Genomic DNA, 12,408 nt, shown 5'->3' with positions numbered 1-12,408 from the left:
TCTGGCCCGTGCGGCGGCTCAGGGCGCCGCCACGCTGGAGAGAATGCCGCTCATCAGCCGGCCGGAGATCTCGTGACGCCGCATCTCGTACACCGGCTGGTAGCACAGCCGGTGGGCGATGGTGTCGACGAACACCGCCTGCACGTCCTCCGGCGTGACGTAGGCGCGGCCCTCCAGCCAGGCCGCGACGCGGGCGGCGCGCATCAAAAGACTCATGCCGCGCGGGCTGGCGCCGGCCAGCATCAACTGGGCGGTGTCCAGGTCCGACAGGCGCACGCCGTACTCGGCCGGCACCGCGGTTGCGCGCCACAGGTCGAGCGCATAGGCCTGCAGCGCGTCGGAAGCCTGCACGCCGCGCTGGATGAGGTCCGACACATGGTTCAGCTCCTGGTACGCCACGATGCCGCTGGCCAGATCGCCCACGAGCCGGTCGGTGTCGTGAAAGCGCGGGTCGAACATCAGCTGGCGCCGGTCGGCCTCGTCGACGGGGGTGTCGATGGTCACTTCCATCATGAAGCGGTCGCGCGCCGCGGCGGAAATCTCGAAGGTCTCCTCGCGCTCCACCCGGTTGCGGTCGGCAAACACCAGCAGGTGGGGAAAGCGAAACTCGCGGTTGAAGGCCGACACGCTGCGCTCGGCCATCACGCGCAGCAGCAGTGAATGCACCTGCGGGCGCGCCCGGTTGATCTCGTTGAAGAAGAAGATCGCCAGGTTTTCCCCATGCCGGATGAGCGGCCCGGCCTCGACCGCAGGCCGGCCCTCGGCGCTGATGTAGGTGTAGTAGATCAGGTCGTTGGGCATCAGGTCGATGGTGCCCTCGGTGCGCGCAAAGTCGCCACCGAGCACCTGCGCAAAGGCGCGCAAGAGGGTCGTCTTGCCCACGCCCACGTCGCCTTGCAGCAGCACGTGGCCGCGCGCAAAGATCGCCGTGTTGATGAGGCGCGTCGCCCTCGCCTGCCCGACGACCGCGCGGGCGACTTCGGCTTCGAGCTGCAGGGCGCGCTGGCGCCAGTCGCTCATCACCGCATCGTTTCGATCCATTCGAATCCCCTCGATTTCGCGCCACAGCGGGCGCGGCGCCAAGACATCCACCGCTGTCGTGCCGGATACGGCACAAATTGCACCTGCAGTGGAACACCACGCGTGCCGCGAGGGGCGCAATTACATGCAGATTAGCAAGAGGCACGCCGCCGCGCAGGCTTCAGGTTTTGGCAATCATTGGCCGGCAGGCGGCTGCGCCAATTAACAATTGGCTAATCCAAATCAATTGGCCGGCGGCGCAGCCGGTGAAACACTCTGTGTCGAAAATGATTGCCACAACTTCGGCGCACCGCCTCCCCTGAAAGCCGGCCGCCACGCCGCGCCGGCGCTGCGCAGGCGCCTTGCTGCGCGCACTTGCCGCGGCGCAGCGGATTTGACCCGTCAATTGCGCCAATCAATAGGGTTTCCCTGAATGCAAAGCCCCCCATCGAGGACTAAACACGGGCTCGCCGACGTGATTTCCTGTTGCGATTTCGTGAAGTTTTGAGCAGGCGCGCAACTTGCATTTGCTGCCCGCGCCGTCTTCTTTGCGTAGCACGGCGGGCGCCTCGTCGGCGGGACGGTGCAGACAGGCTCTGATGAAACAAACAAGGAGACTTCGATGCGATTTTCCGGGCACATACTTTGGCGCTCATGGCGTCTGTTGGCGGCGGGCCTACTCGCGGTGCCGGCTTTGGCATGGGCCAATGCCGACGTCGAGAAGAACATCGCCGACTCCAAGAACTGGGCAATGCAGGCTGGTGACATGTACAACCAGCGCTACAGCAAGCTCAAGCAGATCAACACCGGCAATGTCGGCAAGATGCAGGTCGCCTGGACCTTTTCCACTGGCGTGCTGCGCGGCCACGAAGGCTCGCCGCTGGTCATCGGCAACATGATGTACCTGCACTCGCCCTTCCCGAACAAGGTCTTCGCGATTGACCTGAACACGCAGAAGATCGTCTGGAAGTACGAGCCCAAGCAGGACCCGGCCGTGATTCCGCAGATGTGCTGCGACACGGTCAACCGCGGCGTTGCCTATGCCGAAGGCAAGGTCTTCCTGCAGCAGGCCGACAGCAACCTGGTCGCGCTCGATGCCAAGACCGGCAAGGTCGTGTGGACCGTGAAGAACGGCGATCCGAAGCTCGGCGCCGTCAACACCAACGCGCCGCACGTCTTCAAGGACAAGGTCATCACCGGCATCAGCGGCGGCGAATGGGGCGTTCGCGGCTTCATCGTGGCCTACGACATCAACAGCGGCAAGCAGGTCTGGAAGGCCTTCAGCACCGGCCCCGACGCCGAAATGCTGATGGACCCCGCCAAGACCATGACCTGGACCGACGGCAAGATGGCGCCGGTGGGCGCCGACTCGTCGATCAAGACCTGGAAGGGCGACCAGTGGAAGAACGGCGGCGGCACCACCTGGGGCTGGTACAGCTACGACAAGGCGCTGAACCTGATGTTCTACGGCACGGGCAACCCGTCGACGTGGAACCCCGCGCAGCGCCCCGGCGACAACAAGTGGTCCATGACCATCTTCGCGCGTGACGTGGACACCGGCATGGCCAAGTGGGCCTACCAGATGACGCCTTACGACGAGTGGGACTTCGACGGCATCAACGAAATGATCCTGGCCGACATCGACGTCAAGGGCAAGGCCACCAAGGCGCTCGTGCACTTCGACCGCAACGGCTTCGGCTACACCCTGAACCGCGAAACCGGCGAGCTGCTGGTCGCTGAAAAGTACGACCCGGTGGTGAACTGGGCTACCAAGGTCGACATGAAGACCGGCCGTCCGCAAGTGGTTCAGAAGTACTCGACCGCGCAAGGCGGGCCTGACGTCAACACCAAGGGCATCTGCCCGGCCGCCCTGGGCTCCAAGGACCAGCAACCGGCCGCTTACGACCCGGAAACCAAGCTCTTCTACGTGCCGACCAACCATGTCTGCATGGACTATGAGCCGTTCAAGGTCGAATACACCGCCGGCCAGCCGTACGTGGGCGCGACGCTCTCGATGTTCCCGGCGCCCAACAGCCATGGCGGCATGGGCAACTACATCACCTGGAACGCCGGCACCGGCAAGATCGTGCAGAGCCATCCCGAGAAGTTCTCGGTGTGGAGCGGCGCGCTCAACACGGCGGGCGGCCTCTCCTGCTACGGCACGCTGGAGGGTTACCTCAAGTGCGTCGACAAGAAGAACATCAACAAGGAACTGTTCAAGTTCAAGACCCCGTCCGGGATCATCGGCAACGTGTTCACCTACGAACACAAGGGCAAGCAATACCTCGGCGTCTTCTCGGGCATCGGTGGCTGGGCCGGCATCGGCATGGCCGCTGGTCTCGAAAAAGACCAGGATGGTTTGGGCGCAGTCGGTGGATACAAGGAACTTAGTCAGTACACCGAACTCGGAGGTTCATTGACTGTCTTTGCGCTGCCCAACTGAAAAGCGGGCAATAACGAGAACAGGGCCTGCACCGGGCGGTGCGGGGGGCCCTGAACGAGGAGATCCGGAGATGGCAGCCACCCGGCTGCCATCTTTTCATTCCCACGACAACAAGGATCCTGGAATCATGAAGTTGAAGAAGGCGTTGGTCACCGTTTCCACATTGCTGTGTCTGGCCACAGCGGTTCATGCTCAAGACAAACCACTTTACAAAGTCGTCGACGGCTACAAGGTCGACAGCGAAACCATGAAGGGCTTCAGGGCCTGGCGCGCCGCAGCATGCGACCGCTGCCACGGCGCCAACCAGGAAGGGCTGGTCGGCCCCTCCCTCATCAACAGTCTCAAGACGCTCTCAAAGCCCGACTTCATCAAGACGGTGCGGGACGGACGCCTGGACAAGGGCATGCAAAGCTTCGGCACCAGCCAGACCGTGATGGACAACATCAACCAGCTCTACGCCTATCTCAAAGGCAGGTCCGACGGCGCCATCACGCGCGCGAAGGTCGAAGAACTGCCCGCCCAATAATGGCCGCCGCAGGATCCCCACGACGAGTTGAACGCAGCAGCGCCCGCAAGGCGTTGCGCAGCATGGCACTGGCCACAACGGCGCTTTCGCTATCCGTGGCTGCGTGCTGCGTGGCGGCGCAGGAGGCGCCCGCCAAGCGCACCGAGTTGCGCGTCTGCCAGGATCCCAACAACCTGCCCTTCTCCAACACCAAGGGCGAAGGCATCGAAAACAAGATTGCCGAAGTGTTCGGCAAGTCGATGGGCCTGCCGGTCATCTACTACTCCTTCCCGCAGCGGCTGGCCTTCATCCGCAACACGCTGCGCTTCAAGCTGCCGGGACAGGACTACCCCTGCGACATCGTCATCGGTGTGCCGGCCGGGTATGACCAGGTCTCGGTGACCAAGCCCTACTACCGCTCGACCTACGCCATGGTTTTCCCCAAGGGCAAGGGGCTGGACCAGGTGACGTCCGCCGAGGATTTCCTGAAGATCGACCCCGCCAGGCTGTCGAAGCTTCGCATCGGCGTGTTCGACGTGTCGCCTGCCTCGGCGTGGCTCAACAAGCACAAGCTGGTGGACCAGGGCGTGCCCTATCACTCGATGAACCCCGACCCGGACCAGTATCCCGGCCAGATCATCGTGGACGACCTTGCGTCCGGCAAGATCGACGTCGCCATCGTGTGGGGGCCGATCGGCGGCTACTTCGCGAAAAGGATCAAGTCGCCGGAAATGGCGGTGATTCCATTGAAGTCCGAGCCCGGCATCCAGTTCGACTACGAGATCGCGATGGGCGTGCGCTACGGCGAGCGCGAGTGGAAGCAGCAGGTCGAGGGCCTCATCGAATCGAACAAGCCCCAGATCCAGGCCATCCTCAAGGAGTACGGCGTGCCTGTGGTCGACGCCTCGTACTCGGCAAAGCCTGCGGCGCCCGCGGGCAAGCAGTAGGCCTGCACCCAGCGATGATGAAACGCCCACCTGCAGCAAACCTCGTCGCAAAGCTGGTGCTGGGATGCGTGCTCGCGGCCCCGTGGATGGCGCAAGCCGCCAACGACTTCTCGGTCGCCGAGCAGGCGCTTTTCATGAACAACCAGCTGGGCGGGCTGAAGCCGCCGCTGACCTTGCGCTATGAGTACCGCAAGACCGGCACGCTGGAGGAGCCTTTCGAAGACAAGGTGGACCTGTTCCTCACGGCGCAAAACGATGGGAGCTGCTGCGCGGTGCGATCGCAGTTCTTTACCGGCGCGCGAGCCATGACCCAACCCGAAGTCGAAAGCGCACAAGGCAACCCGGCCATCCTCTACTTCCTGGAGCGCGACATCCGCGAGATGCAGCGCCTGACCAAGGGGCAACCCAACTACTTTCGCAAGCGCATCCGCATGGCGGTGTACGAGGGCGCCACGCTGCGCAATGTCTCCTTGCCTTATCGAGGGAAGCCGGTGGCGGTACGCGAGTTCACCATCGCGCCCTATGTGGACGACCCAATGCGCACGCGCTACGAAAAGCTGGCCAACAAGACCTACACCTTCCTGCTCTCAGACGCCGTGCCCGGCGGCCTCTACGGCATTCGCACGCGCATCAATGCCGAACCCGGCGGCATGGAGCCCCTGATGCGGGAAGAAATGCTGATCCAGGGCGCAGACCCTGCCGCACTGGCGCGCTGACCCTGACGCAAACCTTTGGTTCAACCCATGCCCATGTTCCTTCGATTGCCCACGCTGCTGGCCTTGTCGGCCTTGTCGATGTCCGCCCTGGCGGCCGCTCCGGCAGCCCGCGCCCCTGTGAATGACTTTCCGACGGTGGACCGCGTGCTCTACGTGCAGGAGTGCATGCGCGCGCATCCGGGCCCGCAGTTCGAAATGATCAACAAGTGCTCATGCACGCTCGACGCGCTGGCCACCACCGTCAAGTACAACGAGTACGTCACGATGAGCACCATCGTCAAGGCCATGACCATCGGCGGAGAGCGCGGCGGCGCGATTCGCGACGTGCCTTCGTACGAACCCCAGGTCAAGCGCTACAAGGAACAGGTGAGCAAGGCTGAAAAGGGATGCTTCATCGGCGCAGACTCGGCGAAATAGGCGCCTGAGTTGTGAGCGGCGGGCGCGATGTTTCTGAAGCCCGTGTCGTCTTTGGTGCTCGCGGCGCGACGCCTTCGTTGGCCGATGCGCGCCGTGGTCGTGCGGGCCCTGCTGTTGTGCGGCTTTGTCTCCCTCATCCCACAGGCTGCACAAGCGGCGCCGCTCGCCGTGAGCGAAATCCAGCCCGGCGTCTACGTGCACACCGGCGCGCTGGAAGACTGGGCGCCCGCCAATGGCGGCGACGTGGCCAACCTCGGCTTCATTGTCGGCAGCCGTTGCGTGGCGGTCATCGACACGGGCGGCACGCCGGCCGTGGGGCTGGCGCTCAAGGCCGCCATTGCGCGGGTCACGCCGTTGCCGGTCTGCTACGTCATCAACACCCACGCGCACCCTGACCACGTGCTCGGCAACGTGGCCTTTTCGGACGCTGGTTCCCGGGAGCCGCCGCGCTTCGTGGCCAGCGCCCGCTATGGCCGCGCCCTGTCGGCGCGCGAGCCCTACTACCTGAATGCGCTCAAGCGCGACTTCGGCATCGAACTGACGCACGCGTCCGTCGTCTACCCCACCGTCGTCGTGGACACCTCGATGGATCTGGACCTGGGCGGGCGCGTCATCACGTTGCAAGCCTGGCCGACCGCGCATACCGACAACGACCTCACGGTATACGACCAGCGCTCCCGAACGCTGTTCGCCTCCGACCTGCTTTTCGTGCGCCACCTGCCGGCGCTCGACGGCAGCCTGCGCGGCTGGCTTTCGGTGATGGCGCAACTCAGGCGCCTGCCGGTGGCCACCGTCGTTCCCGGACACGGCCCCGTCGGCACCGACTGGCCCAGCGTCATGGACGCGCAAGCCGGCTATCTCGAAGCGCTGCTGCGCGACACCCGCGCCGCCATCCGCCAGCACATGGGCATGCAGCAGGCCATCGACACCGTCGCCGTCCCGCCCGGCCCCAATTGGCTGTTGACGGATCGCTTCCATCGGCGCAACGTCACGGCAGCGTATGCGGAACTGGAGTGGGAAGACGTCGACGCCACGGCGACGCCTTCTTCCGCGCCAACTTCCGCGAGCCCGAAAGCGTCGAAGCCATGAGTACTCGTCCTGTCATCCCGTCACCGGAAAGCCCCGCGTCCCGGCGCGCCTTCGCGCTCGGCGCCTTGCTTGTTGCAGCGCTGTTCGCCCACCCTGCCCTGGCGCAGATCAAGACCGCCGACAACCCTGATGCCAATCCCGTGTGGCAAAAGGTGCGTGCGAGCCTGTTCCAGTCGCGGCCCATTGCCAACGCGAGCGATGACGTGATTTCCATCGTCGCGCCGGTACGCGCCGAAGACGCCGCCATCGTTCCCATCGCGATCAAGACGCGCATGCCGCAGACGCCGACGCGCTACATCGACAAGGTCTACCTCATCATCGACAACAACCCCTCGCCGATCTCGGCGGTGTTCAATTTCACGCCGCAGAGCGGACGCGCCGATATCGAGACGCGCGTGCGCGTTGACGAATACACGCATGTGCGAGCGATTGCCGAAACCAACGACGGCAAGCTGCACATGGCGACGGCTTTCGTGAAGGCTTCCGGCGGCTGTTCCGCACCGCCGGGCAAGGACGCGGAGGCTGCGGCGAAGACGCTCGGCCGCATGAAGCTGAGCCTCGAAGGCCACGCCGACGCCAACCAGCCGCAACTGGCGCAGCTGATGATCAGCCACCCCAACAGTTCCGGCCTCGCGCTGGATCAGGTGTCGCGCCTGTACACGCCGCCCCACTTCGTGCGGCAGGTCAACGTCACCTATGCGGGCCAGCCGGTCATGTCGGCCGACGTGGATTTCTCGATCAGCGAAAACCCGAATTTCCGCTTCTATTTCCAGCCGCGTGGCGATGGCGAGCTGAAGGCCGAGATCGTCGACTCGCACGACCTGCGATTCGAAAGCGCACTCAAGTACCGGCGCCCCGAATGATTCGTGACGAGGCTTGGCATTGAAGTGGATTCGCGCCATGCTGTTCGCGCTGATGGCCGTTGCGGGCATCGGCCTGCTGCCCGGCTGCGCGGCACGAGGCGATCGTCAACCTGAATCGGACCCCAAGCCCATCGAACTCGCGCCCGGCGTCTACATGGTGCAAGGCAAGCGCGGCGGCGTCGATGCGCAGACGCTGGGCCGCGTGGGCAACGCCGGCTTCATCGTGGGCGACACCGGCGTGCTGGCCATCGACACCGGCACCTCGTGGCGCAACGGCGAGGCGCTGTGGCGCGCGATCCGCAGCGTGACGGACAAGCCCGTGCGGCTGGTGTTGATCACGCACGCGCAAAAGGACTTCCTCTTCGGCGCCAACGCCTTTCGCGAGCGCGGCATTCCGGTGCTGATGCATCGCAAGGCCGCGACGCTGATGGCATCTCGCTGCGACCGCTGCCTGCGCGTGCTCAAGGAAACGCTCGGCGAGGAGGAAATGAAGGGCACGACGATGTTCACGCCGGACCAGCAGTTCGACGACACGCACACGCTCGACGTCATCGGCCGACCGGTGCAACTCATCTACTTCGGGCATTCGAGCGGACCCGGCGACGTGGCGGTGCTCGACCCACGCTCGGGTGTCCTGTTCGCGGGCGGGTTGATCGATGAAGCCCGCGTTCCCGACATCATGGACGGTGATCTTGACGGGTGGATGAGCGCACTGGCGACGTTGCGCCAAGTGCCGGCAAAGGTCGTGGTGCCGGGACACGGCGCACGAACGACATTGCAAGGAGTCGATTTGCAGGAGCGCTATCTCACACAACTGCGCGCCAAGGTGGAGAAGTTGCTGCGGGCGGGAACTGCGCTCAGCGATGTCCCCAACGTCGCGGAGTTGCCGGAGTTTTCGGGATGGGACCAGTACGAAGCGTTGAACCGAAAGAACGCTTCGACCTTGTTTGTCCGGTTGCAGGGGAGTGAGTTGAAGTAACCCTGGTGTCCTCGACGGCAACAGCAAGCGCCAAGGGGTCTTGCCTCCCGCGCAGGGAAGAGTAAATTGCGCCCCAGCGCGCCCCTCGCGCTGGATGCCGTCCATGACGATGAAGGCCTTGGCCCCGTCGCTTTCAGGAACTCGTGCCATAACCCGCACCACGGGCAGGCAATTGCTCGACGTTTCCGAACCCGCAGTGGAAAGTCGACGACGCGTGATGCGCCTTGCGGCCGGCCTGGTACTCGGCATCCCCTGCGCTCCGTTCCCAGCCCGCGCGCAGACAGCGAAGACCTTCCGGATCGGGTGGCTCGGCTATGCCCTTCCGGCGAACCCCGAAGTGAAGGTATTGGAAGATGCCTTCGTCGAAGCCTTGCGGGCCCAGGGCTTTGTGGAAGGCCGGAACATCGTGATCGAGCGCCGGTGGTCCGAAGGGCGCAAGGAACAGGCCGCGGCAGCGGCGGCCGAGTTCGTCCAGATGCAGGTCGATGTGATGGTGGCGGTGGGCCCGGACGCCTTTGCTGCCAAGGCGGCAACCCCCACGATTCCTGTCGTGTTTGCGAATGTCGGAATGCCCGATCGCATGGGCCTCGTGGCAAGCCTTGCGCGCCCAGGAGGCAACGTCACGGGGGTCACCAATTTGACGCATGAGCATTCCATCAAGCTCTTGCAGTTCGTCCAGCATGTCTTTCCGCAACACATTCGCCTCGCCATCCTGTGGGACGCCACCAACCCTGTCTCGGAAATCGGCTTGAAAGAAGGGAACGTGCCCGCCGCCAAATCGCTCGGCATGGTGCCCATTGCGTTTGGCGTCCGAAGCGCCGCGGACCTGGAGCTTGCCTTCGACGGCGTGGTGCGGGAACAAGCTGACGTCCTGTTTCCCCATGCCTCGCTGTGGGCGCATCGCGCGCGCATCCAGGATTTTGCCGTTCAGCAGAAGCTGCCCTCGGTGAGCGGGGCGCGCGAATGGGCAGAGCTCGGCGCCCTGCTCAGCTACGGCCCCAACACGCGCGAGATCTTCACGCGATCGGCCGTGTACGTGGCCAAGATCCTGAAAGGGGCCAAGCCAGCGGACCTTCCCGTCGAACAACCCATGAAGTTCGAGTTGGTGATCAACATGAGGACTGCGAAGGCGATCGGAATCGACATCCCGACGCAGGTGCGCAAACAAGCGGATCAGATCATCGAGTGACCGTCCGGGGCAGCTTGGGACTCAATGCAGTGCCCCCGCCCCGGCCCTCTTCCGGCGGGGAGGGAGGAAGACGGAGACGTCACGGTCAAAACATCAAACACTCAACCGACGCGAATTCGCCGGCTCCCGAAACACCAGCGGATGCTCCACAGCCTTGGCAGGCGAAAGACTCCCCGCCCTCTCCACCGCTTCTTCCACCAGATGATGGTGCGGACTCTTGAAGCAGGCCGGGTCCGCCACATCCGGATCGTTCGCCAGCATGTACGCCTGGCACCGGCATCCGCCCAGATCCTGCTCCCTGAACTCGCAGGACGAACAAGGCTCCTTCATCCACCCCGTTCCGCGGTACCGGTTGAAGCCTTCCGACTCCACCCAGATGTGCCGCAAATCATGGTCGCGCACATTCGGAAAGCTCAGGCCCGGCAACATCTTCGCGGTGTGGCATGGCAAGGCCGTGCCATCGGGCGCCACGGTGAGGAACATGTTGCCCCACCCGTTGACGCACTTCTTGGCCTTGCCCTCGTGATAGTCGGGCGCCACGAAGAAGATGCGCATCCGGTCGCCCATGCGGGCGCGCCACACATCCGTCGTGCGCTCGGCCTGCTTCAGCTGCTCGTGCGTGGGCAGCAGATGGTCGCGGTTGAGAAAAGCCCACGAGTAGTACTGCGTGTTCGCCAGCTCCAGGTACTCGGCGCCCATCTCGGCCGCCATGCCGATGATCCGGTCGATGTGGTCGATGTTCATCCGGTGGATGACCACGTTCATCACCATCGGCCAGCCCTGGTCCTTGATGATCTTCGCCACCCGGTTCTTCAGCTCGAAGGTCTTGGTGTGCGAGAGAAAGTCGTTCATCTCCTTCGTCGAATCCTGGAAGGAGAGCTGCACGTGCTCCAGCCCTGCCGCTTTCAGGGCCGCGGCGCGCTGCGCCGTCAGGCCGACGCCGGAGGTGAGCAGGTTGGTGTAGTAGCCCAGCCGGCTGGCTTCGGCGACGATGTCTTCCAGGTCGTCGCGCACCAGCGGCTCACCGCCGGACAATCCCAGCTGCACGGCGCCCATCTCGCGGCCCTGGCGCAGCACGCGAATCCAGTCATCCGTCGTGAGCTCTTCTTCCTGCCGCGCGAAGTCGACCGGGTTGTAGCAAAACACGCAATGCAGCGGGCAGCGATAGGTCAGTTCCGCCAGCAGCCACAGCGGCGGGCCGGGCGCGGGACGCGGCTGTTGTGATGATGCTGCTGCGTGTTCCATGGTCGTCAATCCCAGGCCAGCCAGCGCTGCTTGCCGGCCATCTCGACAAAAGCGAGCACGTCGTCGCCCAAACCCTTCATCGAGAACGCCTCTTCCAGTTCGCCCACGATCACCGCCACGCTGCGTTCGCCGTCGCAGCGCTTCATGATCTCGCCGCCACTCTGGTTGAGCTTGACCATGCCTTCGGGATACAGAAGAACGTGCGCGCTCTGCGCCGGCTCCCATTGCAGGCGAAAGCCCGGACCCACGCGCGGCTGCGTGGCGGGGGTCGGCGCGGCCATCATGCGGTCACTCCGTACTTGAGCGCCATCGCGTCGTTCATGGCCCACAGGATGTCGAGCTTGAGCTGCAGCACTTCCAGCGCGCGCTCCTGCAGCGGCCGCGTCGTGAAATGGTCGAGCGTGATGGCCAAGCCCTGCTCCACGTCGCGGCGCGCCTGGCTCATGCGGTTGCGAAAGTAGGCCATGCCCTCCGGCTCGATCCACGGGTAGTGTTCCGGCCAGTTCGCCAGCCGCTGCTTGTGGATCTCGGGCGCGAACAGTTCGGTCAGCGACGAACACACGGCCTCCTGCCACGGCGCACGGCGCGCAAAGTTGACATAGGCATCGACCGCAAAGCGCACGGCGGGCGCCACATGGCGCAGGTCCAGCACCTCTTCGCGCTGCAGTCCCACCGCCAGCGCAAGGCGCAGCCACGCCTCGATGCCGCCTTCGTCGCGCACGCCGTTCAGTTCGAAGCCATCATGGTCGAGAATGCGTTGCACCCAGCCCCGGCGCACCTCGCGATCGGTGCAGTTGGAGAGCACGGCCGCGTCCTTGATGGGAATCGCGATCTGGTAATAAAAGCGGTTGGCCACCCAGCCACGCACCTGCTCCTTCGACGCGCGCCCGGTGTTGAGCATCACGTTGAAGGGGTGATGGATGTGATAGGACTTGCCACGCTCGCGCAGCTGTGCTTCGAACTCATCGCGCGACCATGCGGGGGCTTCACTCATG

General features: G+C 64.3%; 13 protein-coding genes. 9 read left to right on the top strand and 4 right to left on the bottom strand.

Annotation, left to right across the window (positions count from 1 at the left end; all coding sequences use genetic code 11):
• Positions 1-18: 18 nt before the first annotated feature.
• Complete coding sequence (locus QTI66_RS06725; protein ID WP_286558355.1) at positions 19-1,041, bottom strand: AAA family ATPase; 1,023 nt, start codon at positions 1,039-1,041, stop codon at positions 19-21.
• A gap of 601 nt (positions 1,042-1,642) precedes the next feature.
• On the opposite strand from QTI66_RS06725, the gene QTI66_RS06720 reads away from it, so the two are divergent.
• The 9 genes from QTI66_RS06720 to QTI66_RS06680 all read left to right on the top strand — a co-directional run bounded on the left by QTI66_RS06720 (position 1,643) and on the right by QTI66_RS06680 (position 10,168).
• The gene (locus tag QTI66_RS06720) at positions 1,643-3,463 is read left to right on the top strand and encodes a methanol/ethanol family PQQ-dependent dehydrogenase (protein ID WP_286558354.1); all 1,821 of its coding nucleotides are present in this window, start codon (positions 1,643-1,645) and stop codon (positions 3,461-3,463) included.
• A gap of 127 nt (positions 3,464-3,590) precedes the next feature.
• Positions 3,591-3,989, top strand: a complete 399-nt coding sequence (locus QTI66_RS06715; protein WP_286558353.1) for a c-type cytochrome — start codon at positions 3,591-3,593, stop codon at positions 3,987-3,989.
• A 62-nt stretch (positions 3,990-4,051) separates the two neighbouring features.
• Complete coding sequence (locus QTI66_RS06710) at positions 4,052-4,915, top strand: substrate-binding domain-containing protein (RefSeq protein ID WP_286558352.1); 864 nt, start codon at positions 4,052-4,054, stop codon at positions 4,913-4,915.
• 14 nt (positions 4,916-4,929) lie between these two features.
• The gene (locus QTI66_RS06705) at positions 4,930-5,631 is read left to right on the top strand and encodes a hypothetical protein (protein ID WP_286558351.1); all 702 of its coding nucleotides are present in this window, start codon (positions 4,930-4,932) and stop codon (positions 5,629-5,631) included.
• Between the two features lie 27 nt (positions 5,632-5,658).
• Entirely contained in the window at positions 5,659-6,048 is a 390-nt protein-coding gene (locus tag QTI66_RS06700) for a hypothetical protein (protein ID WP_286558350.1), read from the top strand.
• 27 nt (positions 6,049-6,075) lie between these two features.
• The gene (locus tag QTI66_RS06695; protein WP_286558349.1) at positions 6,076-7,137 is read left to right on the top strand and encodes a quinoprotein relay system zinc metallohydrolase 2; all 1,062 of its coding nucleotides are present in this window, start codon (positions 6,076-6,078) and stop codon (positions 7,135-7,137) included.
• Positions 7,134-8,000: a quinoprotein dehydrogenase-associated SoxYZ-like carrier gene (locus QTI66_RS06690; protein ID WP_286558348.1), complete on the top strand. Its 867-nt coding sequence runs from the start codon at positions 7,134-7,136 to the stop codon at positions 7,998-8,000. The genes QTI66_RS06695 and QTI66_RS06690 overlap by 4 nt, the downstream gene beginning before the upstream one ends.
• Positions 8,001-8,037: 37 nt before the next feature.
• On the top strand, positions 8,038-8,979 hold the full coding sequence (locus QTI66_RS06685) for an MBL fold metallo-hydrolase (protein WP_286558347.1): 942 nt from the start codon (positions 8,038-8,040) through the stop codon (positions 8,977-8,979).
• Positions 8,980-9,175: 196 nt separating this feature from the next.
• Complete coding sequence (locus QTI66_RS06680; protein ID WP_286558346.1) at positions 9,176-10,168, top strand: ABC transporter substrate-binding protein; 993 nt, start codon at positions 9,176-9,178, stop codon at positions 10,166-10,168.
• 93 nt (positions 10,169-10,261) lie between these two features.
• Here the strand turns inward: QTI66_RS06680 and pqqE are convergent, their stop codons facing one another.
• From pqqE to pqqC, 3 genes are read right to left on the bottom strand one after another with little or no spacing between them, the layout of a single operon-like run.
• The gene (gene pqqE / locus QTI66_RS06675) at positions 10,262-11,413 is read right to left on the bottom strand and encodes a pyrroloquinoline quinone biosynthesis protein PqqE (RefSeq protein ID WP_286558343.1); all 1,152 of its coding nucleotides are present in this window, start codon (positions 11,411-11,413) and stop codon (positions 10,262-10,264) included.
• Between the two features lie 5 nt (positions 11,414-11,418).
• The gene (gene pqqD / locus QTI66_RS06670) at positions 11,419-11,694 is read right to left on the bottom strand and encodes a pyrroloquinoline quinone biosynthesis peptide chaperone PqqD (protein WP_286559037.1); all 276 of its coding nucleotides are present in this window, start codon (positions 11,692-11,694) and stop codon (positions 11,419-11,421) included.
• Positions 11,694-12,407, bottom strand: coding sequence for a pyrroloquinoline-quinone synthase PqqC (gene pqqC / locus QTI66_RS06665; protein WP_286558341.1), 714 nt, complete (start codon positions 12,405-12,407; stop codon positions 11,694-11,696). Before pqqC ends, pqqD begins: the two co-directional genes overlap by 1 nt.
• Position 12,408: the final 1 nt, after the last annotated feature.

It is taken from the genome of Variovorax brevis (genome assembly GCF_030317105.1).
Lineage (GTDB): Bacteria > Pseudomonadota > Gammaproteobacteria > Burkholderiales > Burkholderiaceae_C > Variovorax > Variovorax brevis.
This window is presented reverse-complemented; position numbering and strand designations above follow the sequence as displayed.

Excerpts from the sequence above, each read along its gene's own strand:
- QTI66_RS06695 (WP_286558349.1), top strand. The coding sequence starts at position 6,076 with ATGTTTCTGAAGCCCGTGTCGTCTTTGGTGCTCGCGGCGCGACGCCTT.
- pqqE (WP_286558343.1), bottom strand. The coding sequence starts at position 11,413 with ATGGAACACGCAGCAGCATCATCACAACAGCCGCGTCCCGCGCCCGGC.
- QTI66_RS06720 (WP_286558354.1), top strand. The coding sequence starts at position 1,643 with ATGCGATTTTCCGGGCACATACTTTGGCGCTCATGGCGTCTGTTGGCG.
- QTI66_RS06705 (WP_286558351.1), top strand. The coding sequence starts at position 4,930 with ATGATGAAACGCCCACCTGCAGCAAACCTCGTCGCAAAGCTGGTGCTG.
- pqqC (WP_286558341.1), bottom strand. The coding sequence starts at position 12,407 with ATGAGTGAAGCCCCCGCATGGTCGCGCGATGAGTTCGAAGCACAGCTG.
- QTI66_RS06685 (WP_286558347.1), top strand. The coding sequence starts at position 8,038 with ATGCTGTTCGCGCTGATGGCCGTTGCGGGCATCGGCCTGCTGCCCGGC.
- QTI66_RS06690 (WP_286558348.1), top strand. The coding sequence starts at position 7,134 with ATGAGTACTCGTCCTGTCATCCCGTCACCGGAAAGCCCCGCGTCCCGG.
- pqqD (WP_286559037.1), bottom strand. The coding sequence starts at position 11,694 with ATGGCCGCGCCGACCCCCGCCACGCAGCCGCGCGTGGGTCCGGGCTTT.
- QTI66_RS06700 (WP_286558350.1), top strand. The coding sequence starts at position 5,659 with ATGCCCATGTTCCTTCGATTGCCCACGCTGCTGGCCTTGTCGGCCTTG.
- QTI66_RS06725 (WP_286558355.1), bottom strand. The coding sequence starts at position 1,041 with ATGGATCGAAACGATGCGGTGATGAGCGACTGGCGCCAGCGCGCCCTG.
- QTI66_RS06710 (WP_286558352.1), top strand. The coding sequence starts at position 4,052 with ATGGCACTGGCCACAACGGCGCTTTCGCTATCCGTGGCTGCGTGCTGC.
- QTI66_RS06715 (WP_286558353.1), top strand. The coding sequence starts at position 3,591 with ATGAAGTTGAAGAAGGCGTTGGTCACCGTTTCCACATTGCTGTGTCTG.